The organism is Pseudomonas sp. 2(2015) (genome assembly GCF_000955865.1).
Lineage (GTDB): Bacteria > Pseudomonadota > Gammaproteobacteria > Pseudomonadales > Pseudomonadaceae > Aquipseudomonas.
In genome coordinates, this window is sequence record NZ_JYOF01000015.1 from 201,817 (window position 1) to 226,784 (window position 24,968).

Below are 24,968 nucleotides of genomic sequence, written 5' to 3' on the forward strand. Positions count from 1 at the left end.
GGGTCGACGGCCTTGCATGTTGCTAGGGTGACGCCGGGCGGCAAGCGCCGCCCAAAGGCTCAGTGCTGGTGGGCGGTGTCGTTGTGGGCGGCGCGCTCGGCGCCACCGAGGATGTTGAACAGCAGGTTGAGGATCAACGCGCTGACGGTGGCCATGGCAATGCCGCTATGGGTGATCGGTTCCATCCACTGCGGCATCTGTGCAAAGAATTCGGGGCGCACCACCGGGATCAGGCCCATGCCGACGCTGACGGCCACCAGCAACTGGTTACGACGGTCGGCGATGTCGGCTTCCTGGAGGATCTTGATGCCGGTGGCGGCGACCATGCCGAACATGGCAATCGAGGCGCCGCCGAGTACTGCTGGCGGAATCGAGGCAATCAGGAACGCCGCTTTTGGCAGCAGGCTGAGCAGGATCAGAAAACCTCCGGCAACTACCGTAACGTAGCGGCAACGCACGCCGGTCATCTGCACCAGGCCGATGTTCTGGGCGAACGAGGAGTGGGTGAAGGTGTTGAAAAAGCCGGCCACGAACGATGCGCCGGCATCGCACATCAGGCCGCGGCGCAGCATGCCCGGGGTGACTTCACGGTCGGTGACCTTGCCCAGGGCGAGGAACATGCCGGTGGACTCGACAAAGATGATCACCACCACCAGGCACATCGACAGGATCGGCGCCAGGCTGAAGGTCGGCATGCCGAAGTGCAGCGGGGTGACGACCTGGACCCAGGGCGCTTCGCTCAGGCCGGTGAGGTCGACCATGCCGATGGAGCCGGCAATGATGTAGCCCAGGCCCATGCCGATCAGCACCGAGACATTGACCCAGAAGCCACGCATGAAGCGGTTGATCAGCAGGATGGTGGCCAGCACCAGGCCGGCGACGATCAGGTACACGGGGGAGCCGAAGGGTGCGGCATCGGCGCCGCCGCCGGCCCAGTTGACGGCAACCGGGAACAGCGACAGGCCGATCGAGGTGATGACCGTGCCGGTCACCAGGGGCGGGAAGAAGCGCACCACCTTGGACATGAACGGCGCGATGATCATGCCGAAGAAGCCGGCGGCGATGGTCGCGCCGAAAATCCCCTGCAGGCCGACGCCGGGCATGCCGGCCATGGCCACCATGCTGCCGACCGCGGCAAAGCTTGCGCCCATCATCACCGGCATGCGGATGCCGACAGCACCAATGCCGAACGACTGGACGATGGTGGCGACACCAGCGACCAGCAGGTCGGCATTGATCAGGAAAGCTACTTCTTCACGAGAAAGTCCGGCGGCTTGACCGATGATCAGCGGCACGGCAATCGCGCCTCCGTACATCAGCAACACATGCTGCAGACCCACCAGGAACAGTTGGAACAGGGGCAGTGGCTGTCGTGGGGGCGCAACAGGGATGTACGCCTTGCGTGACTCGGACATGCAACACCTCGGTTTTGTTTTTATTCTTGGAGCTGCAAGCTTCAAGCGCCAAGCTTCAAGAAGAAGCAGGAGGTCGCGCTTGGCTTGCAGCTTTTTTTTGCTTGCCGCTTACAGCTGGCAGCTTGCGGCTGCCTTAGTTGGTCGGTGCTCCCTTGGCGACCCAGGCGCCAATCAGTTCACGTTCCTGCTGGGTCATCTGCGTGATGTTGCCCAGGGGCATGATCTGCGTGGCTACCGCTTGCGCCTGGATGCGCGCGGCCTGTTGCTGGATCTGCTGCGGGGTATCGAGCATCACCCCGGCAGGGGCGGCGCTGAACAGCGGGCTGGTCGGCTTGGCCGAATGGCACACCGCGCAGCGTTCCTGGATGACGCTGTGGATCTTGTCGAAACCGGCATCGTCGAGCTTGGCGGTGGCCTCGGCCGGGGCAGCAGCAGGGGCGGCTGGCTGGGCAGGGGCGGCAGCTTGTTCGGCGGCTTTCTCGGCAGCGGTCTTGCCACCCAGGGCGGTTTCCGGCAGCGGCTGGTACTCAACCTTGGCGGCGGCCTGCTGTGGCGCAGTCGGCATCGGCGCAGGGCCGGTAACGTAAGCCAGGCAGATCATCGCCAGGGCGCCGACCGGCAGGGTCCAGGCGTACTTGTTGCTGTCATGACGGGTGTTGAAGTAGTGACGCACCAACACCGCAGCCACCGCTATACCGCCCAGGATCAACCAGTTGTACTGGCTGCCATAGGTGCTCGGGAAGTGGTTGCTGATCATGATGAACAGCACCGGCAGGGTGAAGTAGTTGTTGTGTCGCGAACGCAGCAGGCCCTTGGCCGGCAGCAGCGGGTCGGGGGTCTGGTTGGCTTCGATGGCGGCCACCAGCTGGCGCTGGGCCGGCATGATGATGCGGAACACGTTGCCGACCATGATGGTGCCGATGATCGCGCCGGTGTGCAGGTACGCGCCGCGGCCGCTGAACACCTGGCTGAAGCCGTAGCAGGCGGCAATGACCAGCACGAACAGGACCAGGCCGAGCAGGCCAGGGCGCTTGCCCAGTGGCGAGTCGCAGAGGAAGTCGTAGATGAACCAGCCGGCGATCAGCGAACCGACACCGATGGCAATCCCTTCACCACCGCTCAGGGTGCTGCCAGGGGCCAGCAGGTAGAGGGTCGGGTTCCAGTAGAACACCAGGCACAGCAGGGCGATACCCGACATCCAGGTGAAGTAGGCTTCCCATTTGAACCAGTGCAGGTTCTCCGGCATTTTTGGCGGAGCCAGCTTGTACTTCTCCAGGTGGTAGATCCCGCCACCGTGAATCGCCCAGAGATCGCCGGACAGACCGTCGCGCGGGTTGGCCCGGTTGAGGTTGTTTTCCAGCCAGACAAAGTAGAACGACGCGCCAATCCATGCCACGCCAGTGATCATGTGAACCCAACGCACGCTCAGGTTCAGCCATTCCAACAGATGTGCTTCCACAGTCTTTACCTCTACCCTGGCACCCTGTAGCCGGGCGCTCAGGTCTTCTCTTATTGGTGGGGGGCGAGGATCAATTGCTCATCCTCATTGAAAAAATGCTCATCGCAGTTGTTGCCAGTGCCACTGCGATCAACCACCAGGAAGTCATCCCGCTTTTCGATCGTCAGCACCGGGTGGTGCCAGACGCCGCGATGGTAATTGATGCCCTGCCTTCCATTACTGATGAAGGCACGGACCAGGCCTGATACAGGTGCATCGCCAACGGGCGCGACCACGATCAGAAAGGGGTTGCCGAGCAGCGGAATGAAAGCCTGGCTGCCCTGCGGATGGCGCTCCAGCATGCGTACGGTCAGGGGCATGTCCTGCGCATCGGCGCGGAAGATGCTGATGATCGCCTTGTCGTCGGGTTGTGCGGTTTCGACCGTGGCCAGACGATGAAAGCGCATGGTCGAGCCGTTGTTGATCATGAAGTGGTCGCTGCCGTCGGTTTCGATCACGTCACCGAAAGGGGCGAAGGCTTCTTTGCTCAGGGGCTCAATCACTAAAGTGCGCATGCGGATTCTCTTTATTCTGTGTTGTGGAGGGTGCCGTTGTGGCGCCGGTCAGGCCCTGGGTACGCTCGCGTCGCGCACTCGGGCCAGCCCGGCGGTCGACGCCCTTAAAGCTGCAGCAGGCGGAACAGGGCAATCAGGTTGATCTGCGCCAGCGCTTCCTTGAACTCCGCCTCGACCGAGTTGTGGATGCGCTTTTCAAAGGCGGCGAGGATCTGGTGCCGGTTACTGCCTTTGACCGCCATGATGAACGGGAACTTGAACTTCTCTTTGTAGGCATCGTTGAGTTCGGTGAAACGCTCGAACTCTTCGGCGGTGCACTGGTGGATACCGGCGCCGGCCTGTTCATTGGTGCTCGATTCGGTCAGCTCACCCTGGATCGCGGCCTTGCCGGCGAGGTCCGGGTGAGCATTGATCAGCGCCAGCTGGGCGGCGTGGTCGGCGCTCAGGAGTATGTCGCTCATGCGCTGGTGCAGGGCTTCGATCTGGTCGGCTTCGTGCAACTGGCCGAGGTCGTAGGCCTTTTCGGCAACCCATGGCGAGTGTTCGTAGATGTCGGCGAAGGCTTCGACAAACGCTGTGCGATCCAGGGTCGAAGGCTTCAGGGTCTTGAATGCGGTCATTAGGCGTTCTCGGCTTGGAAAGGGTGGGTGGCATGCCAGTGACGGGCGATGTCCACGCGCCGGGCGAACCAGACCTGGTCATGGCTCTTGGCGTACTCGACGAAGCGCTTGAGCGCAGCCAGGCGCGCCGGGCGACCGATCAGGCGGCAGTGCAGGCCGATCGAGAGCATTTTCGGTGCCTCGGCGCCTTCTTCGTAGAGCACATCGAAGGCGTCCTTGAGGTACTGGAAGAACTGCTCGCCGCAATTGAAACCCTGTACTTGGGTGAAGCGCATGTCATTGGTGTCCAGGGTGTAGGGGATCACCAGGTGCGGCTTGTCGGTGGGGTTGTTGCGTTCCCAGTAAGGCAGGTCGTCGTCGTAGGTGTCGCTGTCGTAGAGGAAGCCGCCTTCCTCCATCACCAGGCGCCGGGTGTTCGGCCCGGTACGGCCGGTGTACCAGCCCAGCGGCCGTTCACCGGTGAGTTCGGTGAGGATGCGGATGGCTTCGAGCATGTGCTCGCGTTCCTGGGCCTCGTCCATGTTCTGGTAGTCGATCCAGCGGTAGCCATGGCTGCAGATCTCGTGGCCGGCTTCGACCATGGCGCGGATCACGTCCGGATGGCGCTGGGCGGCCATGGCCACGGCGAAGATGGTCAGCGGCACGCCGGTGTCCTTGAACAGCTTGAGCAGGCGCCAGACGCCGGCACGGCTGCCGTACTCGTACAGCGATTCCATGCTCATGTTGCGCGCGCCCTGCAGCGGCTGGGCGGCGACCATTTCCGAGAGGAAGGCTTCGGACTCTTTGTCACCGTGAAGGATGTTGCGTTCGCCACCTTCTTCGTAGTTGAGCACGAAAGACAAAGCAATGCGGGCATTCCCCGGCCAGCGCGGATGAGGTGGGGTGTTGCCGTAACCGATCAGGTCGCGAGGGTAATCAGCGCTCACTGCAGTCTTCCTTCTTGTACGTGAATACGGAGGGCGTGGGTACCCGGGTAGGGTATCGGCCACGACGATGGAATGATTGTATACAACTTTGTTTGCGATTTGTAAGCCTGTTTTTTCGCTTTTCTTTGCCTTTTTGGCCACTCCCACCTCTATAAGGAGCCCTGCAAGAAACCTGCCTGATCGGTCAGCTAATGACGGATGCGTCGGCTATTGGCGTGGTTTTGCGACTGATGGCCTATTTACAGGGGATGAGCGGCGTGCAAGGAAAGAATACCGAATTATTGTGTACAATTTCATAGAAAAATGTCTTAATAATCCGACGGCCGCACGTTGTCGGGCTTCCTGACGCTGGCGTGCGGGTATTTTTTGCCCACAGATAGAACAGAGGCGAGCAAGCAATGGGACGTTTGACCACGCATGTACTGGATGCCGCTCATGGCTGCCCTGGCAGCTCGATCAAGGTCGAGCTGTACCGGGTCGAAGGCCAGCAGCTGGAACTGGTGAACACTACCCTGACCAACAGCGATGGCCGTTGCGACGCACCGCTGCTGCAAGGCGATGATTACCGCAGCGGCGTTTACCAGCTGCAGTTCAGCGCCGGCGACTACTACCGTGCCCGCGGCGTACAACTGCCCGAGCCTGCTTTTCTTGACGTGGTGGTACTGCGTTTCGGCATCAGCGCCGAACAGGATCACTACCACGTGCCGTTGTTGATCTCGCCTTACAGTTACTCGACCTATCGTGGAAGCTAGTTGGTCGCTAGAAGAATCTTCGTAGGTCCCTTGCCCGCTCACACTGCGGGCTTTTTTTTGCCCGGACCTTTGTGCTGCCTTTTCGCGGGGCTCGCGACAGGCCCCGGCAAACAACAAAAAGCCCCACCCGAAGGTGAGGCTCTGTTGTCGCAGTGTGCCGTGTTAGAGGAACACAAACTTGGCAATGAAGATCGCCGTCAGTACCCACAGGCTGGCCGAGATCTCCTTGTAGCGTCCGGTGCCGGCCTTGAGCACCACGTAGGTGATAAAGCCCAGGGCGATGCCGTCGGCGACCGAGAAGGTCAGCGGCATCATGATCGCGGTGACGATCGCCGGGATGCTGTCAGTGGCTTCATCCCAGTTGATGTGGGCCATGCTGCCCATCATCAGCATCGCCACATAGATCAGCGCGCCAGCCGTGGCGTAGGCAGGAATCATCCCGGCCAGCGGGGCGAAGAACATTGCGGCGATAAAGAACAGGCCGACTACCACCGCGGTCAGCCCGGTACGGCCGCCGGCGGCGACACCTGCCGCGCTTTCTACATAGCTGGTCACCGGCGGTACACCAACCACCGCACCGAACACGCTCGAGGCGCTGTCTGCTTTAAGCGCCCGCGACAGGTTCTCGATGCGCCCGTCGGCATTCACCAGGCCGGCCCGCTGGGCTACGCCCATCAGGGTGCCGGCGGTGTCGAACATGTGCACGAAGAGGAAGGCAAACACCACCGCGATCATGCTGACGTTGAACACCCCGGCAACATCCATGGCCATCCAGGTCGGTGCCAGGCTCGGCGGCAGCGAGAACAAGCCGCCGTACTCCACCAGGCCCAGGCCCCAGCCGGCGAGGGTGACGCTGATGATGCTGATCAGGATCGCGCCGAACACCCGGTGGTAGCTGAGCACCGCGATCATCAGAAAGCAGATGGCTGCCAGCAGCGGGCCGGGCTCGTGCAGCGAGCCGAGCTTGATCAGGGTCGCCGGGCTGTCGACGACAATCCCTGCGGTTTTAAGACCGATCAGTCCGAGGAACAATCCGACGCCGGCACCCATGGCATGGCGCAGGCTGACCGGAATGCTGTTGAGCAGCCATTCGCGCACCCGCGACAAAGTCAGCAGCATGAACAGCACCCCGGAGACAAACACCGCGCCCAGCGCGGCTTCCCAGGTGTAGCCCATGGTCCCGACCACGGTGTAGGTAAAGAAGGCGTTCAGGCCCATGCCCGGTGCCAGGCCGACCGGCCAGTTGGCGTACAGACCCATCAACAGGCAGCCGAGGGCGGCAGCGATGCAGGTGGCGACAAACGCCGCACCGTGATCGATGCCGGCATCGGCCATGATGTTGGGGTTGACGAAAATGATGTAGGCCATGGTGATGAAGGTGGTCAACCCGGCGATCATCTCGGTTTTGACGGTGGTGCCATGTAGCTTGAGTTTGAAAATCCGCTCCAGCCAGCTCGTTTCGAGCGGTGGGGCAAGATCCAGCGTAGGGGCGTCGGATTTGCGGCTTTCCACAGCGTGTACTCCTCAAGTCTTTTCTTGTTTTCCAGAACCAGTCCTGCGCACGCACTGGGGGGCTCTGTGAGGCGGATGGGATGGCAGGCCACCGGACCGTTTGTTGACTTCTGGGTCAGGAAGTTGCACGGATGGATTATGCGTTTGTATACAAAGAATGCAAATAATGTTTTCGTTGTTGTGGCCAGATAATTTGCAGGCGTAGCTATAAAGGCCATCGGCACCTGCAGAAATCCCTGCGGCTGTGTACAATGTGCCAATACCTTAATCGTTTAATTTTCTTACCAGGACTTGCCATCGCCCCTCTGGCTGGTATTACAGTCAGGGTCCGACTGGCGGATCTCCGTGCTCGAGTGCCCATGAACGAACAGCTGCAACCTCTCAAGAAACCAGTGCGTACCGGCAAGGCCGGTCGTAGCGGAACCCAGGACGATATCGTCTACGCGCACATTTTCGAGGCCATCCTCGAGCAGCGTCTGGCGCCGGGTACCAAATTGAGCGAGGAAGCCCTGGGCGAGATCTTCGGCGTCAGCCGCACCATCATCCGTCGCGCGCTGTCGCGCCTGGCCCACGAAAGCGTGGTGCTGCTGCGGCCCAACCGCGGCGCGGTAGTGGCCAGCCCGACGGTCGAAGAGGCCCGCCAGGTGTTCTTCTCGCGGCGCATGGTCGAGCGCGCCATCACCGAGCTTGCGGTCGAGCACGCCACCGCCGAGCAACTCAACGAACTGCGCCAGATGGTCCGCGAAGAGCGCGACAGCTTCTCCCGTGGCGATCGCGGCGCCGGTATTCGCCTGTCTGGCGAGTTCCACCTGAAACTGGCGGAAGCGGCGGGCAACGCGCCGTTGATCAGCTTCCAGCGCAGCCTGGTGTCGCAAACCTCGCTGATCATCGCCCAGTACGAAAGCGGCAACCGCTCGCATTGCTCCTACGACGAGCACATGCAGCTGATCGACGCCATCGAGGCCCGTGACGTCAACCAGGCGGTGAGCCTGATGATGCACCACATGGACCACATCGACAGCAAGCTCAACCTCGACGAAGACAGCGCTTCGGATGACCTGCACGCGGTGTTCTCCCACCTGCTGCAAACCAAGAAGCGTGGTGGGGTTGCACCGCTCAAGGGTTGAAGGCCAGTAACACCCAGTTTGCGGCCACTGGCAGGTTATCCAGCCTCTGCTAGATTCTCACCTGATCCACCGCAAACCTTCATCAAGCAGTTGGGCTTGCGCGCTTTGCGTAGAACTTCAACTACTTGAGGACTGGTATATGTCGATGCCCCTGAGCAAACGCATGGGTGCTGAACTGATCGGGACGTTCTGGCTGGTGGTGGGTGGCTGCGGCAGTGCGGTGATCGCCGCCTCGTTCCCCATTGGTATCGGCCTGGTCGGAGTGGCCATGGCCTTCGGCCTGACCGTGCTGACCATGGCTTTCGCCATTGGCCATATTTCCGGATGCCACCTCAACCCCGCAGTGTCGGTCGGGCTGGTGGTGGGTGGGCGGTTTCCACTCAAAGACCTGCTGCCCTACGTCATCGCCCAGGTGATCGGGGCAATTCTCGGTGCGGCGGTGATCTACTTCATTGCCAGCGGCAAGGCCGGTTTCGAGTTGTCGGCGGGGCTGGCGTCCAACGGCTATGCCGAGCATTCCCCCGGCGGCTACTCATTGGCGGCAGGCTTTGCCAGTGAAGTGGTGATGACCGCGATGTTCATCCTGATCATCATGGGCGCCACCGACAGCCGTGCCCCGGCAGGCTTTGCGCCGATTGCCATCGGCCTTGCGCTGACCTTGATCCACCTGATCTCGATACCGGTCACCAATACCTCGGTGAACCCGGCGCGCAGCACCGGGCCGGCGATTTTCGTCGGTGGCTGGGCGTTGCAGCAGCTGTGGTTGTTCTGGGTCGCGCCGCTGATCGGGGCGGTGATCGGCGGCGCGCTGTACAAGGGGCTGTTCCGCGAGCCTTAGCGCTGATGCACGCAGCGCCCGGCAGCGAAGGTCTGCTTGACGGTGCGGTCATCGCCCAGGGTCATCAGCACGAACAGCGTCTCGTCGATGCTGTTGGACTGCTGGATGCGGTAGTCCATCAACGCCGTGGCCTTGTAGTCGAGGACCACGAAGTCGGCATCGTTGCCCGGCTGCAGGCTGCCGATACGGTCATCCAGGCTCAGCGCCCGGGCGCCGCCCAGGGTTGCCAGGTACAGTGACTTGAACGGGCTCAGGCGCGCGCCCTGCAACTGCATGACCTTGTAGGCTTCGTTCAGGGTATTGAGCAGCGAGAAGCTGGTGCCGGCGCCGACGTCGGTGCCCAGGCCGACCTTGACCTTGAACTTCTCGGCCTGCGGCAGGTTGAACAGGCCGCTGCCGAGGAACAGGTTGGAAGTCGGGCAGAAGGCCACGGCCGAGCCGGTTTCGGCCAGGCGCTGACATTCGTCGTCGCACAGGTGTACGCCGTGGGCGAACACCGAGCGCTGGCCGAGCAGCTTGTAGTGATCGTAGACGTCGAGGTAGCCCTTGCGCTCCGGGAACAGCGCCTTGACCCAGTCGATCTCCTTGAGGTTCTCGCTCAGGTGGGTGTGCATGTACAGGTCGGGGTATTCGCCCAGCAGCTGGCCGGCCAGGGCCAGTTGCTCCGGGGTGCTGGTCGGCGCAAAACGCGGGGTCACTGCGTAGTGCAGGCGGCCCTTGCCATGCCAGCGCTCGATCAGCGCCTTGCTTTCTACATAACCGGATTCGGCGGTGTCGGTCAGGTAGTCCGGGGCGTTGCGGTCCATCATCACCTTGCCGGCGATCATCCGCAGGTCCAGGCGCTCGGCTTCTTCGAAGAAGGCATTGACCGATTCCGGGTGCACGCTGCCGAACACCAGGGCGGTGGTGGTGCCGTTGCGCAGCAGTTCCTCGACGAAGATTTTCGCGACTTTGTCGGCATGCGCCTTGTCGGCGAACTGCTTTTCGCAGGGGAAGGTGTAGGTGTTGAGCCAGTCCAGTAGCTGCTCGCCGTAGGAACCGATCATGCCGGTCTGCGGGAAATGGATATGGGTGTCGATAAAGCCCGGGGTGATCAAGGCGTCCTGATGGTGCTCGACCTCGATGTCGGCGGCCAGGCTCGGCAGCAGGTCGCGGGCATGACCGACAGCGCTGATCTTGCCGTTGTCGATCACCAGCAGGCCGTCTTCGAAATACTGATAGGAGGCTTCGACGCCTACTTCAGCAGGGTCGGCGATGCTGTGCAGGATGGCGGCACGGTAGGCTTTGCGGGTTGCGCTCATAGGGCTCTCGTCATATGGCTTGGCTGCGCCGTGATGGCGGCAGCAATTGGGCAATGGGGCCGGCGTTGGCAGCGTTGTTGTGCTGGCCAAAGCTTGCGTTGTAGGTGGCAATGATTTCTGCGGCAATCGACACGGCGATCTCGATCGGCAGCTTGCCCTTGACCTCGGCGATGCCCATCGGGCAACGCATGCGCTGCAGGCGTTCCTCGGCAAAGCCGCGCTCGCGCAGGCGATGCTCGAACTTGACGCGTTTGGTCTTCGAGCCGATCAGGCCGAACCAGGTGAAATCATTGCGCTTGAGGATCGCCGCGGTCAGTTCCAGATCCAGTTGATGGTTATGGGTCATGACGATGCAGTAGCTGCCAGCGGGCAACTCATCGACTTCATCCACCGGTTCTTCACTGACGATCTTGCTGACCCCGGCGGGAATGCTCTCGGGGAATTCCTGCTCGCGCGAATCGATCCAGCGCACCTTGCAGGGCAGGGCGGCGAGCAAGGGTACCAGAGCGCGGCCGACATGGCCTGCGCCGAAGACGGCAATCTGCGCCTGAACCTGGCCCATCGGCTCAAACAGCAGCACGGTGGCACCGCCGCAGCACTGGCCGAGGCTGGCGCCGAGGCTGAAGCGCTCCAGGTGCGGCGCTTCGCGGCGCTCGGCGAGCATTTGCCGGGCGATGTGCATGGCCTTGTATTCCAGGTGGCCACCGCCGATGGTGTCAAACAACTGCTCGGCGCTGACGACCATCTTCGAGCCGGCGTTGCGCGGCGTCGAGCCGCGCTCTTCGATGATGGTCACCAGTACGCAGGGCTCGCCGCGTGATTGCAGGTCGGACAGGGCGTTGATCCAGGTGTGCATGTTCAGTTACCTATGTGGTGCCTGTTCTGGCCTCATCGCGGGTCAAGCCCGCTCCCACAGGTCCGGTGTACACAGATCCTGTGGGAGCTGGCTTGCCAGCGATAGCGGACTCACGGTGTCACTGTCTCAACCTCGGCAGCAGCCTGCTGCGCCGCCAGCGCCTTGCGCATCTGCTCGCAGCCCCAGAGCACCCGCTCCGGCGTCGCTGGCGCATCGATCAGCGGATGCACGCGGTAATCGCCAAGGCTGGCCACGGCGTCCTTGATCGCGCACCAGGCGGCAATGCCGAGCATGAACGGCGGCTCGCCCACGGCCTTGGAATGGAACACCGTGTCTTCCGGGTTCTTGCGGTTTTCCACCAGTTTCACCCGCAAATCCACCGGCATATCCGCTACCGCCGGGATCTTGTAGCTGGCCGGGCCGTTGGTCATCAGCTTGCCCTTGGCGTTCCACACCAGCTCTTCGGTGGTCAGCCAGCCCATGCCCTGGATGAAACCACCCTCGACCTGGCCGATGTCGATGGCCGGGTTCAGCGAGGCGCCGACGTCGTGCAGGATGTCGGTGCGCAGCATCTTGTACTCGCCGGTCAGGGTGTCGACGATCACCTCGGCGCAGGCTGCGCCGAAGGCGAAGTAGTAGAACGGCCGGCCGCGGGCCTGGCTGCGGTCGTAATAGATCTTCGGGGTCTTGTAGAAACCGGTGCTCGACAGCGACACCTGGGCGAAATAGGCCTGTTGTACCAGCGCTTCGAAACTGAGGATTTCATCGCGCACGCGCACATGGCCGTTACGGAATTCGACGTCCTCTTCACTGACCTTGTACTGGCGTGCGGCAAATTCGGTCAGGCGCTGCTTGAGGATCTCGGCGGCATTCTGCGCCGCCTTGCCGTTCAGGTCGGCGCCGCTGGAAGCCGCGGTCGGCGAGGTGTTGGGCACCTTGTCGGTGTTGGTCGCGGTGATCTGGATACGCTGGAAATCCACCTGGAACACTTCGGCTACCACCTGCGCGACCTTGGTGTTCAGGCCCTGGCCCATCTCGGTGCCACCGTGGTTCAGGTGAATGCTGCCATCGGTGTAAATATGCACCAGGGCGCCGGCCTGGTTGAGGAAGCTGGCGGTGAACGAGATGCCGAATTTTACCGGGGTCAGCGCCAGGCCTTTTTTCAGGATCGGGCTGTTGGCGTTGAAGCGGCGGATCGATTCGCGGCGCTCGGCGTAGTCACTGCTGGCTTCGAGCTCGGCAGTGATCTCTTCGAGCATGTTGTGCTCAACGGTCTGGTAGTAGTGGGTGACGTTGCGCTCGGTCTTGCCGTAGTAGTTGGCCTTGCGCACCGCCAGCGGGTCGAGGGCCAGGTGGCGGGCGATATGGTCCATCACCTCCTCGATGGCGACCATGCCTTGCGGGCCGCCGAAGCCACGGTAGGCAGTGTTGGAGGCGGTGTTGGTCTTGCAGCGGTGGCCGTGGATGGTGGCATCGCCGAGGTAATAGGCGTTGTCGGCGTGGAACATCGCACGGTCGACGATAGAGGCCGAGAGGTCCGGCGAGCAACCGCAGTTGCCGGCCAGGTCGAAATTGATGCCATGCAGGCGGCCGTTGTCATCGAAGCCGACGTCGTACTCGATATAGAACGGGTGGCGCTTGCCGGTCATCAGCATGTCCTCGACCCGCGGCAGGCGCATCTTGGTCGGCTGGCCGGTGAGGTGGGCAATCACCGCGCACAGGCAGGCGGGGCTTGCCGCCTGGGTTTCCTTGCCGCCGAAACCGCCGCCCATGCGGCGCATGTCGACGACGATGTTGTTCATCGGCACGTCGAGCACTTCGGCCACCAGCTTCTGCACTTCGGTGGGGTTCTGGGTCGAGCAGTAGACGATCATCCCGCCGTCTTCGGTAGGCATTACCGAGGAGATCTGGGTTTCCAGGTAGAAGTGCTCCTGGCCGCCGATGTGCAGGCTGCCCTGCAGGCGGTGCGGGGCGCTGGCCAGGGCGCTGACCGAATCGCCGCGCTGGTGGGTGTGGCTGTCGAGCACGAAGTGCTTCTTGCGCAGTGCCTCGACCACATCCAGCACCGGCTCCAGGTCTTCGTACTCGATGATCGCGGCCATCGCCGCGCGGCGCGCGGTATCCAGGTCACGGGCAGCGACGGCAACCACTGGCTGGCCGACGAACTCGACGGTGTCGATCGCCAGCAGCGGGTCGCCGGGCAGCAGCGGGCCGATGTCCTTGAGGCCCGGCACATCTTCATGGGTGATGGCGATGCGCACGCCCTCGAAGGCGTAGCAGGGGCTGGTGTCGATGCTCAGCACCCGGGCGTGGGCGCGGTCGGACAGGCGCGCATACACATGCAACTGGTTGGGAAACTCCAGACGGTCATCGATGTACACCGCTTCGCCCGACACATGTTTGTCGGCACTGTCGTGCTTGAGGCTGCGGCCGACCCCGGTGGTCAGGTCCTGGCTGAACAGTTCTGCCATTTCGGCCTGGCTTTTGGCGACGTGATGGTTAGACATAAGCGGTCACCCGAGTTTCGATGTGCGGCGTTTGCAGTTCGATGAAGTACTTGCGCAGCAGGTTCTGCGCGCTGAGCAGGCGGTATTCCTTGCTCGCCCGGAAATCCGAGAGCGACGTGAAGTCTTCGGCCAGGGCCTGGCAGGCGCGCTCGACGCTGGCCTGGTTCCAGGCCTTGCCGACCAGCGCCGCTTCGCAGGCGCGGGCGCGCTTGGGAATCGCCGCCATGCCGCCGAAGGCGATGCGCGCTGCGCCGACAACACCGTTCTCGATACGCAGGTTGAATGCCGCGCAGACTGCCGAGATGTCATCGTCCAGGCGCTTGGACACCTTGTAGGCGCGGAACGCCCAGTCGGCGCGGGCCCGTGGCACGATGATCTTCTCGATGAACTCGCTTTCCTGACGCGCGGTGATCCGGTAGTCGATGAAGTAGTCTTCCAGGGCCAGGGTGCGGGTGTTGTCACCTTTGCGCAGGACGATCTGCGCATCCAGGGCAATCAGCAGGGGCGGCGAGTCGCCGATCGGCGAGGCGTTGCCGATGTTGCCGCCCAGGGTGCCCTGGTTGCGGATCTGCAGCGAGGCGAAGCGGTGCAGCAGTTCGCCAAAATCCGGGTATTCGCGGCTCAGGGCGTCGTAGCAGTCGGTCAATGGCGTGGCCGCGCCGATTTCCAGGTGTTCGGCTTGAGTGTCGATGCGCTTGAGTTCGGCGACGTTGCCGACATAGATCATCACCGGCAGGGTCTTGTGGAACTGGGTGACTTCCAGCGCCAGGTCGGTGCCGCCGGCCAGCAAGCGGGCTTCGGGGTGCGAACCGTACAGCTCGGCCAGGTCGGCCACGGTCAGCGGCACCAGGCAGCGCTTGTCGCCGCTGTTGAGCTCGCCGGTTTCGCTTGGGGCGATGGCTTTGAGGCGAGCGATGGTCTGCGCTTGGCCGCTGTCGAACTGATCCGGCTGGGCCTGGCAGCACGACTGCTCGGCGGCGGCGAGGATCGGCCGGTAGCCGGTGCAGCGGCAGAGGTTGCCGGCCAGGGCTTCCTGGGCCTTGTGCAAATCCGGTGCGTCGCTGTTCTTTTGCAGGGCGAACAATGACATGACAAAGCCCGGAGTACAGAAGCCGCATTGCGAGCCGTGGCAATCGGCCATGGCCTGTTGCACGCTGTGCAGCTTGCCCTGGTGCTTGAGCCCTTCGACGCTGATCAGCTGTTTGCCGTGCAGCGAGGAGACAAAAGTCAGGCACGAGTTGAGGCTGCGGTAGCGAATGTGCTCGCCGCCGTCCTCGCCCTCGGCCAGCTCGCCGACCACCACGGTGCAGGCGCCACAATCGCCGCTGGCGCAGCCTTCCTTGGTACCGGACTTGCCCAGGTGTTCGCGAAGATACTCGAGCACGGTCAGGTTGGGGTCCAGGGCATGCTCACTGCGCAGCTCCTGGTTAAGTAGAAACTGGATCACGGGAAGGCCTCACAAGCGACTTATTGTTGTTGAGCGGACTGTAAGCAGACTTGATTTTCAGGTCAACAATTTTCTGACCTTTGGGTCAGGAAATTTCTCGTGGCGCTTCCGCCCTTTCACAGGTGCTCTGTTATGAGCATAGTTGGCCCTGTGTGAAGCGAATCTTTTGCGCCAATCATGCCAACTTCTGCCTTACGGCCACTGCGCGGCGCAGGGGCAAGTGCGCTACAATTCGGCGCTTGTGCACAGTTCAATGATTTTGAAGGAAAACCATGACGTTCAAGGCGCCGGACAGCCTCTCCGAGCAAATTGCCCATTACCTGGCCGAGCGGATCATCCGCGGCGAGCTCAAGCCCGCCGAGCGGATCCAGGAGCAGAAGGTCACTCAGGCATTGAATGTCAGCCGTGGCTCGGTGCGCGAGGCGCTGTTGATCCTCGAACGCCGCCACCTGGTGACCATCCTGCCGCGCCGTGGCGCCCATGTGACCGAGCTCAATGAGCACAATGTGCGCAGCCTGTGCACGCTGATGGGCGAGCTGTACAACCTGCTCGGCAACGCCGTGGCCCTTAACTGGCGCAACGATGGCGATTTGCATCCGTTCCTCAAGATCCAGCAGCGCCTGACCGGCGCGTTCGAGCGCCAGGACATCCGCGCCTTCGTCGATGAAAGCTTCGCGGTGATGCGCGCCGCCTATCCGTTTGCCAACAATCCGTACCTGCAGGAAACCGTCGAGAACCTGCAGCCGGCCATGAGTCGTACCTATTACCTGGCGCTGGACCAGCGCAAGGCCAACATGAACGACTTCCTGGTGTTGTTCGCCAACCTGCTCGAAGCCGTGGTGGCCCGAGACCAGGTGCGTATCCGCACGGTATTGGCCGAGTACTGCCAGCGCAGCTGCGAGCTGGTGCTGGCGGCGCTGGCGACTGCCTGAGCATGCGCTTAAAGTGCATTCGCCTAGCCGGGTTCAAGTCGTTCGTCGACCCGACCACGGTCAACTTCCCCAGCAACATGGCGGCGGTGGTCGGGCCCAATGGCTGCGGCAAGTCCAACATCATCGACGCGGTGCGCTGGGTGATGGGCGAAAGCTCGGCGAAAAACCTGCGTGGCGAGTCGATGACCGACGTCATCTTCAATGGCTCGACCAGCCGCAAGCCAGTGAGCCAGGCCAGTATCGAACTGGTCTTCGACAACTCCGACAGTACCCTGGTCGGTGAGTACGCGGCGTATGCGGAAATCTCCATTCGCCGCAAGGTGACCCGCGACGGGCAGAACACCTACTACCTCAATGGCGCCAAATGCCGGCGCCGGGACATTACCGATATCTTCCTCGGCACCGGCCTGGGCCCGCGCAGCTATTCGATCATCGAGCAGGGGATGATCTCCAAGCTGATCGAAGCCAAGCCCGAGGACCTGCGCAATTTCATCGAAGAAGCGGCGGGCATCTCCAAGTACAAGGAGCGCCGGCGCGAGACCGAGAACCGCATCCGCCGTACCCACGAGAACCTCGAACGCCTGACCGACCTGCGCGAAGAGCTCGAGCGCCAGCTCGAACGTCTGCATCGCCAGGCCCAGGCGGCCGAGAAGTACAAGGAATACAAGGCCGAGGAACGCCAGCTCAAGGCGCAACTGGCAGCCCTGCGCTGGCAGGCCTTGAACGATCAGGTCGGCCAGCGCGAAGCGGTGATTGGCGATCAGGAAGTGGCCTTTGAAGCGCTGGTGGCCGAACAGCGCAATGCCGATGCCAGCATCGAGCGCCTGCGTGATGGCCATCACGAGCTGTCCGAGCGTTTCAACCTGGTGCAGGGGCGTTTCTATTCGGTTGGCGGCGATATCGCCCGGGTCGAGCAGAGCATCCAGCACGGCCAGCAGCGCTTGCGCCAGTTGCAGGATGACTTCAAGGAAGCCGAGCGCGCGCGCCTCGAAACCGAGTCGCACCTGGGCCACGACCGCACGATGCTCGCCACCCTGGGCGAAGAGCTGCAGATGCTCGAACCCGAGCAGGAGCTGACCCTGGCCGCCGCCGAAGAGGCCGCCGCCACCCTGGAAGACGCCGAAACCACCATGCACGGCTGGCAGGAGCAGTGGGACAGCTTCAACACCCGCTCGGCCGAACCGCGGCGCCAGGCCGAAGTGCAGCAGGCGCGCATCCAGCAGCTGGAAACCAGCCTCGAGCGCTTGGCCGAGCGCCAGCGCAAGCTTGGCGAAGAGCGCGACCAGCTCAGCGCCGACCCGGAAGACGCGGCAATCCTCGAACTGGGCGAGCAGGTGGCCAGCAGTGAATTGCTGCTCGAAGAACTACAGCTAGAAGAGCTGCAGGTCGTCGAGCAGCTAGAAACCCTGCGCGAACAACTGCAGCAGGCGGTGCAGGCCCAGCAGCAAGCCCAGGGCGAATTGCAGCGCCTGGGCGGCCGCCTGGCTTCGCTCGAAGCCTTGCAGCAGGCGGCACTCGACCCCGGCACCGGCACCGCGCAATGGCTGCGTGAGCAGGGCCTGGAGCAGCGTCCGCGCCTGGCTGAAGGCCTGCGCGTCGAGCCGGGTTGGGAACTGGCGGTGGAAACCGTGCTCGGCGCCGACCTGCAGGCGGTAGTGGTCGAAGACTTCAATGGCCTGGACCTCAGTGCCTTCGATCAGGGCGAGTTGCGCCTGCTCGCCAGCCGTGGCGAAGGCGTGCGTATTCCCGGCAGCCTGCTCGACAAGGTCGAGGGGCGCATCGACCTGGCGCCCTGGCTCGGCCAGGTCAAACCGGTGGAGAGCCTCGATCAGGCCCTGACCCTGCGCGCTCAGCTGGCAGACGGGCAAAGCCTGATCAGCCGTGACGGCTACTGGGTTGGCCGGCACTTTTTGCGTGTTAGCCGCGCCAGCGACGCCCAGGGTGGCGTACTCGCCCGTGGCCAGGAACTGGAGCGCCTGGGCCAAGAGCTGCAAGAGCATGAAGCGGCGCTGGAGCTACTGGAAACCAGATTGCAGGAACTGCGCGAGCAGCAGCAAGAACTGGAAGAGCGCCGCGAGCAGTTGCGTCGCAGCGCCCAGGACCAAGCGCGCCAGCAAAGCGAACTCAACGCCAGGCTCTCGGCCGGCAAGGCCCGCGCCGAGCAGTTGAGCCTGCGCCGCCGGCGCCTGGAAGAAGAGCTTGCCGAGCTGCTTGAACAACGCAGCATCGAGCACGAAAACCTCGGTGAGTCGCGCCTGCAGCTGCAGGAAGCCCTCGACCTGATGGCCCAGGACACCGAACAGCGCGAACTGTTGCTGGCCCAACGCGACAGCCTGCGCGAGCGCCTCGACCGGGTGCGCCAGGAAGCCCGCCAGCACAAGGACCACGGCCACCAGCTGGCCGTGCGCCTGGGGTCGCTGCGCGCCCAGCACGATTCCACCCGCCAGGCCCTGGAGCGGCTGGAGCTGCAGTCCGAGCGCCTGAGCGAAAAACGCGAACAGCTGACCCTGAACCTGGAGGAGGGCGAGGCACCGCTCGAAGAACTGCGCCTCAAGCTTGAAGAGCTGCTGGAAAAACGCATGAGCGTCGACGACGAGATGCGTCAGGCGCGCCTGCACATGGACGAAGCCGACCGCGAGCTGCGTGATGCCGAAAAACGCCGCACCCAGGCCGAACAGCAATCGCAGTTGCTGCGTGGCCAGCTCGAGCAGCACCGCCTGGAGTGGCAAGGGCTGAGCGTGCGGCGCAAGACCTTGCAGGAGCAACTGCTCGCCGACGGTTACGACCTCGACGGGGTGCTGGCGACCCTGGGCGAGCAGGCCAGCGAGCAGGAAGCCGAACAGGAGCTCGAACGCATCGATGCGCGTATCCAGCGCCTGGGTGCGATCAACCTGGCGGCCATCGACGAGTACCAGCAGCAGTCCGAACGCAAGCGCTACCTGGATGCCCAGGACGCCGATCTGGTCGAAGCCCTGGACACCCTCGAGAACGTCATTCGCAAGATCGACAAGGAAACCCGCAACCGCTTCAAAGATACCTTTGATCAGATAAATGCCGGATTACAGGCACTTTTCCCAAAAGTTTTCGGTGGCGGCAGCGCTTACCTGGAACTGACGGGCGAAGATCTACTCGATACAGGGGTGACGATCATGGCGCGGCCACCGGGCAAGAAGAACAGCACCATCCACCTGCTCTCGGGCGGTGAGAAAGCGCTGACCGCCCTGGCCCTGGTATTTGCCATTTTCAAGTTGAACCCGGCACCGTTCTGCATGCTCGATGAAGTCGATGCGCCACTGGACGATGCCAACGTCGGGCGTTACGCCCGGCTGGTGAAAGAGATGAGCCAGACGGTGCAGTTCATCTACATCACCCACAACAAGATTGCCATGGAGATGGCTGATCAACTGATGGGCGTGACCATGCATGAACCGGGGTGTTCACGGCTGGTGGCGGTGGATGTGGAGGAGGCGATGGCCATGGTCGACGCCTGATTTGAAGCAATAACGCGTGAACCTGCGGTAAATGGCCCTGTCAGTTGCGACAGACGGTGTAAAGTTATCTTTGGTCGTGCTAGCTTAATGTCACTTATTTTTTTGCGTGGGTAAAACGCCTGTCAGAACATAGAGTTGGCGCCACGTTTTAAAGGGGTTTAAACCCTTTATTTTTCAGCATTTTTTACAGAGGCACGGGATTACATGGAAATCGGTCTGCGCGAGTGGCTGATCGTCATCGGCATTATTGTCATTGCCGGTATTCTTTTTGACGGCTGGCGCCGCATGCGCGGCGGCAAGGGCAAGTTGAAATTCCGTCTGGACCGCAGCTTTTCCAACCTGCCGGACGATGACAGCTCCCCTGAAGTGATCGGTGAGCCGCGCGTGCTCGACAACCACAAAGAGCCAGCGCTGGACGAGCACGATCTGCCGTCGATGAGTGCCGGGCGTGAGCGTGAGCGTGAACCCAAGGTCGGCAAGAGCAAGCGCAACAAGCGCGGCAGCGAGCCTCAGCAGGGCGACCTGAACCTGGCCGCCGAACCGCGTGAGCCGGACCTGTTTGGCAATGCCGACGACGACTTCCCGGATGAAAGCCCGAAAACCAGCGGCTACGGTTCCGCGCCGGACAAAGACCTGCCGCCGGTTGAAGAAGTACTGGTGATCAGTGTGATTTCCCGCGATGAAGGCGGCTTCAAGGGCCCGGCATTGCTGCAGAACATTCTTGAAAGCGGCCTGCGCTTTGGTGAAATGGATATCTTCCACCGTCACGAAAGCATGGCCGGTAATGGCGAAGTGCTCTTTTCGATGGCCAACGCGGTCAAGCCCGGTGTGTTCGACCTCGACGACATCGATCACTTCAGCACTCGCGCAGTGAGCTTCTTCCTCGGCCTGCCAGGCCCGCGTCACCCCAAGCAGGCCTTCGACGTGATGGTGGCGGCAGCGCGCAAGCTGGCCCACGAACTCAATGGCGAGCTCAAGGATGACCAGCGCAGCGTGATGACCGCGCAGACCATCGAGCACTACCGCCAGCGCATTGTCGAGTTCGAGCGCCGCGCGCTGACCCAGAAGCGCTAGTAGGAGCGGGCTTGCCCCGCGATAAGAAACACGCAAGAGCAGCCAAGGCTGCTCTTTTGCTTTGCAAGAGACGACACACCATGACCGCCGAATCCCGAATCCTTGAACTGCGCGCCGAGCTCGACCAGCACAACTATCGCTACTATGTGCTCGATGAGCCGAGCGTGCCAGACGCCGAATACGATCGCCTGTTCAATGAACTCAAGGCCCTGGAAGCCGAACACCCGGCGCTGGTGACCGCTGACTCGCCGACTCAGCGTGTCGGTGGCTCGGCGCTTTCGGCGTTCAGCCAGGTGCGTCACGAAGTGCCGATGCTCAGCCTGGGCAACGCCTTTGAAGAAACCGACCTGCGCGAATTCGACCGCCGCGTGGTCGAGGGCCTGGACCTGCCGGCCGGTGACCTGCTGGGTGATGGCACCGCCGTCGATTACAGCTGCGAACCCAAGCTCGACGGCCTGGCGGTCAGCCTGCTGTACCGCGACGGGCAACTGGTGCAGGGCGCCACCCGTGGCGATGGCACCACCGGCGAAGACATCAGCGTTAACGTGCGCACCGTGCGCAACATTCCGCTCAAGCTGCAGGGTGAGGGCTGGCCGACGGTGCTGGAAGTGCGCGGCGAGGTGTTCATGTCCAAGGCCGGTTTCGAGCGCTTGAACCAGGCGCAGATCGACGCCGGCGGCAAGACCTTCGCCAACCCGCGCAACGCTGCCGCCGGCAGCCTGCGCCAGCTGGATTCGAAAATCACCGCCAGCCGCCCGCTGGAGTTCTGCTGCTACGGCGTCGGCCAGGTCTCGGCGCCGATTGCCGACACCCATATCGGCACCCTGGAGCAGCTAAAGGCCTGGGGCATGCCGATCAGTCGCGAGCTGCGCCATGCCGCTGGCGTTGCCGAGTGTCTGGAGTACTACCGCGATATCGGCGCCCGGCGCAACGAGCTGCCTTACGAGATCGACGGCGTGGTGTTCAAGGTCAACAGCCTGGCTTCCCAGCGCGAGCTGGGCTTCCGTGCCCGTGAACCACGCTGGGCGATTGCCCACAAGTTCCCGGCCATGGAAGAGCTGACCGAAGTGCTGGATGTCGAGTTCCAGGTCGGCCGTACTGGCGCGGTAACCCCCGTAGCGCGGCTCAAGCCGGTCAAGGTGGCGGGCGTGACGGTGTCCAATGCCACCTTGCACAACATGGACGAAGTGGCGCGCCTGGGGTTGATGATCGGCGACACGGTGATCATCCGCCGCGCCGGCGATGTGATCCCGCAGGTCATGCAGGTGGTCACCGAGCGTCGCCCTGAAGACGCCCGTCCGGTGCACATTCCTACCGCGTGCCCGGTGTGCGGCTCGCAAGTCGAGCGCACCCAGCTGGTCAAGCGCAGCAAGGGCAAGGAGACCGTCAGCGAGGGCGCCGTGTACCGTTGCGTCGGCCGCCTGGCCTGCGCTGCGCAGCTCAAGCAGGCGATCATCCACTATGTATCGCGGCGGGCCATGGACATCGAAGGCCTGGGCGAGAAGAGTGTCGAGCAACTGGTGGATGAAGGCCTGATCCGTTCGCCAGCCGACCTCTACCAGCTGACGTTCGAGCAGATTGTCGACCTCGAGGGCTTTGCCGAACTGTCGAGCAAGAACTTGCTGGCGGCGATCGAGGCGAGCAAGCAGCCGGGCCTTGCGCGTTTCATCTATGCACTGGGCATCCCGGACGTGGGCGAGGAGACCGCCAAGGTCCTGGCGCGCTCGCTGGGTTCGTTGCAGCGGGTCATGGCGGCGCTGCCGCAAGTGCTGACCTACCTGCCGGATATCGGCCTGGAAGTCGCCCACGAGATCCACAGCTTTTTCGAAGACCAACACAACCGCACAGTGATCGCCCAGTTGCTTGAGCGCGGCCTGCAATTGCAGGATGAAGGCGAGCTGGGCGCCGAATTCGCTGCGAGTACCACCTTGGCCGGGCTGATTGCCAAACTGGATATTCCCTCGGTCGGGCCCACCGGTGCCGAGAAGCTGGTGGCCAAGCTCGACAGCCTGGAGAAGATCATCGCCGCCGATGGCATCGACCTGCGCCAGGCCCTGGCGGCCAAGCCGGCCGAAGCGGTTCGCGCGTTCTTCCAGGTGCCTGAGAACGCTGCCCTGGCCCTGGCCATCGAAGCGCAATTGCGCGACTTCGGCATGCACTGGTCGAGCGAGAAGAAAGTCGCCGAGGGCTTGCCTCTGGCCGGCCAGACCTGGGTGCTGACCGGTTCGCTGGAGCGCATGAGCCGCGATGTGGCCAAGGACAAGCTGGAAAGCCTGGGGGCCAAGGTTGCGGGCTCGGTCTCGGCCAAGACCCACTGCGTGGTCGCCGGCCCCGGCGCCGGCTCGAAGCTGGCCAAGGCCAATGAGCTGGGCCTGAAGGTGCTGGATGAAGATGCTTTTGTCAGCTTCCTGGCCGGGCAGGGTATCGAGGTCTAAAGGCGGCACTGGTGGCGTTCGCCATGGTCTAGTCTTGGCAGGCAGCCAGGAGGGATCGCCATGTACCGTTTTTTCGAACAGCTGGGCGCCAGGATCGCGGCGCCCTTCGTCAGCCAGCAACAACGTCCGGATCGGGTCTGGCAATGCCGGTGTGGGCAGTCGGTGTTCTTTCGCAACAGCCAGTGCCTGGCCTGCCAGTCGGCACTGGGCTACTGGCCGCTAAGCAACCGTGTCGCCAGCCTGTCGCCCGGCCCTGCAGAGGGGCTCTGGCTGCTCGATGGCGAGCCTGAAGCCGGGCCGCTGCGCCGCTGTGCCAACCTCGACACCCCGGCGGCCTGCAACTGGCTGCTGGCCGAGCATGAGCTCGACAACCTGTGCCTGGCCTGTCGCCTGAACCGCACCATCCCCGACCTTGGCATTGCTGAAAACCACCCGCGCTGGCGCAAGCTGGAAACCGCCAAGCGCCGGCTGACCGCGCAGCTGTTGCACCTGGGCTTGCCGGTGGAGCCGAAAAGCGCGCAGGACGGCCCGGGCCTGGCCTTTGATTTCATCGGCGTCGATCTTGAGGGCAACGCGCCCATCACCGGCCATGCCAATGGCCTGATTACTCTCGACGTGCGCGAGGCCGATGATGACTGGCGCGAGCGGGTGCGCGTGCAACTGCACGAACCCTATCGCACCCTGCTGGGCCACCTGCGTCATGAAGTCGGTCACTACTATTGGGATCGTCTGATTGCCGACAGCCATTGGCTCGACGGCTTTCGTGACCTGTTCGGTGACGAGCGCGAAAGCTACAGCGAGGCGCTGGAACGTCACTATCAGCAAGGGGCGCCAAGTGATTGGGCGGCTGCTCACGTCAGTGCCTATGCGACCATGCACCCCTGGGAAGACTGGGCTGAAACCTGGGCACACTACCTGCACATGACCGATGCGCTCGACACGGCGCTGGCACTGGGCATGAATGCCAGCAGCCTGGAGCTGGACTTCCCGCCGTTCACGCGTGAGGACCTCTATCGCCCGGACGACCCCGGGGCAAAGGAGTTTCTCGCCTTCATCAATGCCTGGGTCGAGCTGTCAGCAATGCTCAATGAGCTGTCGCGCAGCATGGGCCAGGTGGATCTCTATCCGTTCGTGCTGGGTAAGCCGGTGGTTGCCAAGCTGCATTTTATCCACCTGCGGGTCACCCAGCCAACGTCACCGATAGCCGACCAAGCGGGTGCTGCGCTCCCGTGAAGCAATGCCAAGTCATTGAGTGGTGATGGTTTTTTTGAATTTAGTGGTTGTATCTTGAGTTGATGCCGGTACAATGGCGCGGCTCATCGCCAGATGAGCATGCGTTATGGTGACCCCATCGGTCCCCCCGCAACGATTACCCGTGAACCTGGTCAGATCCGGAAGGAAGCAGCCACAGCGGGAACATTGTGTGCCGGGGTGTGGCTGGTGGGGTCGCCACCCATCTTGCCTGTGGGCGCTCTGCATCACCTCCTCTCTAAGATTTTTCCAAAACGCTGGCGCAACAACCTACGTTGCCGTTTTTCGCGCGCGTGCGATAACCCTGTAGTGCCGTAGCTGCTCGACAGCCCCGTAGTGTCTGTGGTTTTGGACCTACAGGGAGAATCTTCATGTCAGCCCCCGAGCAAGTACCATCAGCGGCCACATCACCTGCGGATTTTTCCGCCGCCAGCCTCAATCTCGAATTCCTTCGCCAACAGCTACCTGCCT

The 24,968-nt window shown here is 62.7% G+C and carries 18 protein-coding genes and 1 other RNA gene; 9 read left to right on the forward strand and 10 right to left on the reverse strand.

Going from position 1 to position 24,968, the window contains the following annotated elements; translation table 11 throughout:
* Positions 1-59: 59 nt before the first annotated feature.
* The 5 genes from UB48_RS20545 to puuE form a co-directional block, all read right to left on the reverse strand.
* Positions 60-1,415 carry a nucleobase:cation symporter-2 family protein gene (locus tag UB48_RS20545; RefSeq protein ID WP_045200418.1) on the reverse strand — a complete coding sequence of 452 codons (1,356 nt, stop codon included), beginning with the start codon at positions 1,413-1,415 and terminating at the stop codon, positions 60-62.
* Positions 1,416-1,548: 133 nt separating this feature from the next.
* Complete coding sequence (locus UB48_RS20550; RefSeq protein ID WP_045200420.1) at positions 1,549-2,874, reverse strand: urate hydroxylase PuuD; 1,326 nt, start codon at positions 2,872-2,874, stop codon at positions 1,549-1,551.
* Positions 2,875-2,924: 50 nt separating this feature from the next.
* Entirely contained in the window at positions 2,925-3,428 is a 504-nt protein-coding gene (locus tag UB48_RS20555) for an ureidoglycolate lyase (RefSeq protein ID WP_045200421.1), read from the reverse strand.
* Between the two features lie 104 nt (positions 3,429-3,532).
* Complete coding sequence (gene uraD, locus UB48_RS20560; protein WP_045200422.1) at positions 3,533-4,048, reverse strand: 2-oxo-4-hydroxy-4-carboxy-5-ureidoimidazoline decarboxylase; 516 nt, start codon at positions 4,046-4,048, stop codon at positions 3,533-3,535.
* A complete protein-coding gene (gene puuE / locus UB48_RS20565) occupies positions 4,048-4,974 on the reverse strand; it encodes an allantoinase PuuE (protein ID WP_045200424.1) in 927 nt (308 codons plus the stop codon). Before puuE ends, uraD begins: the two co-directional genes overlap by 1 nt.
* A 398-nt stretch (positions 4,975-5,372) precedes the next feature.
* On the opposite strand from puuE, the gene uraH reads away from it, so the two are divergent.
* The gene (uraH, locus tag UB48_RS20570) at positions 5,373-5,726 is read left to right on the forward strand and encodes a hydroxyisourate hydrolase (RefSeq protein WP_010225132.1); all 354 of its coding nucleotides are present in this window, start codon (positions 5,373-5,375) and stop codon (positions 5,724-5,726) included.
* A gap of 162 nt (positions 5,727-5,888) precedes the next feature.
* Here uraH and UB48_RS20575 read toward each other — a convergent pair whose 3' ends face one another.
* The gene (locus UB48_RS20575) at positions 5,889-7,208 is read right to left on the reverse strand and encodes an NCS2 family permease (RefSeq protein ID WP_230090949.1); all 1,320 of its coding nucleotides are present in this window, start codon (positions 7,206-7,208) and stop codon (positions 5,889-5,891) included.
* A gap of 389 nt (positions 7,209-7,597) precedes the next feature.
* Here UB48_RS20575 and UB48_RS20580 point away from each other — a divergent pair, with 389 nt between their 5' ends.
* Both UB48_RS20580 and aqpZ read left to right on the forward strand, forming a co-directional pair.
* Positions 7,598-8,365 carry a GntR family transcriptional regulator gene (locus UB48_RS20580; protein ID WP_036994364.1) on the forward strand — a complete coding sequence of 256 codons (768 nt, stop codon included), beginning with the start codon at positions 7,598-7,600 and terminating at the stop codon, positions 8,363-8,365.
* A 139-nt stretch (positions 8,366-8,504) separates the two neighbouring features.
* Complete coding sequence (aqpZ, locus tag UB48_RS20585; protein ID WP_045200428.1) at positions 8,505-9,203, forward strand: aquaporin Z; 699 nt, start codon at positions 8,505-8,507, stop codon at positions 9,201-9,203.
* On the opposite strand, the gene guaD is transcribed toward aqpZ, so the two are convergent.
* From guaD to xdhA, 4 genes are all read right to left on the reverse strand, one after another.
* A complete protein-coding gene (guaD, locus tag UB48_RS20590) occupies positions 9,200-10,504 on the reverse strand; it encodes a guanine deaminase (protein ID WP_045200430.1) in 1,305 nt (434 codons plus the stop codon). The two genes, aqpZ and guaD, sit on opposite strands and share 4 nt — an antisense overlap.
* Before the next feature lie 10 nt (positions 10,505-10,514).
* Positions 10,515-11,360, reverse strand: a complete 846-nt coding sequence (gene xdhC / locus UB48_RS20595) for a xanthine dehydrogenase accessory protein XdhC (RefSeq protein WP_045200432.1) — start codon at positions 11,358-11,360, stop codon at positions 10,515-10,517.
* A 110-nt stretch (positions 11,361-11,470) separates the two neighbouring features.
* A complete protein-coding gene (gene xdhB / locus UB48_RS20600; RefSeq protein ID WP_045200434.1) occupies positions 11,471-13,867 on the reverse strand; it encodes a xanthine dehydrogenase molybdopterin binding subunit in 2,397 nt (798 codons plus the stop codon).
* Positions 13,860-15,314 carry a xanthine dehydrogenase small subunit gene (gene xdhA, locus UB48_RS20605; protein ID WP_045200436.1) on the reverse strand — a complete coding sequence of 485 codons (1,455 nt, stop codon included), beginning with the start codon at positions 15,312-15,314 and terminating at the stop codon, positions 13,860-13,862. Before xdhA ends, xdhB begins: the two co-directional genes overlap by 8 nt.
* A 272-nt stretch (positions 15,315-15,586) precedes the next feature.
* Between xdhA and UB48_RS20610 the strand changes: the two genes are divergently transcribed.
* From UB48_RS20610 to ffs, 6 genes are all read left to right on the forward strand, one after another.
* A complete protein-coding gene (locus UB48_RS20610; RefSeq protein WP_045200438.1) occupies positions 15,587-16,246 on the forward strand; it encodes a GntR family transcriptional regulator in 660 nt (219 codons plus the stop codon).
* 2 nt (positions 16,247-16,248) lie between these two features.
* Positions 16,249-19,737, forward strand: coding sequence for a chromosome segregation protein SMC (smc, locus tag UB48_RS20615; protein WP_045200440.1), 3,489 nt, complete (start codon positions 16,249-16,251; stop codon positions 19,735-19,737).
* Positions 19,738-19,941: 204 nt separating this feature from the next.
* Positions 19,942-20,811 (forward strand): cell division protein ZipA, encoded by an 870-nt coding sequence (gene zipA, locus UB48_RS20620; RefSeq protein ID WP_045200443.1) that lies wholly within the window; start codon positions 19,942-19,944, stop codon positions 20,809-20,811.
* 80 nt (positions 20,812-20,891) lie between these two features.
* Entirely contained in the window at positions 20,892-23,246 is a 2,355-nt protein-coding gene (ligA, locus tag UB48_RS20625; protein ID WP_045200445.1) for an NAD-dependent DNA ligase LigA, read from the forward strand.
* 60 nt (positions 23,247-23,306) lie between these two features.
* Positions 23,307-24,479: a putative zinc-binding metallopeptidase gene (locus UB48_RS20630; RefSeq protein ID WP_045200447.1), complete on the forward strand. Its 1,173-nt coding sequence runs from the start codon at positions 23,307-23,309 to the stop codon at positions 24,477-24,479.
* 116 nt (positions 24,480-24,595) lie between these two features.
* Positions 24,596-24,692: signal recognition particle sRNA small type (gene ffs, locus UB48_RS27430), an RNA gene on the forward strand.
* Positions 24,693-24,968 lie beyond the last annotated feature (276 nt).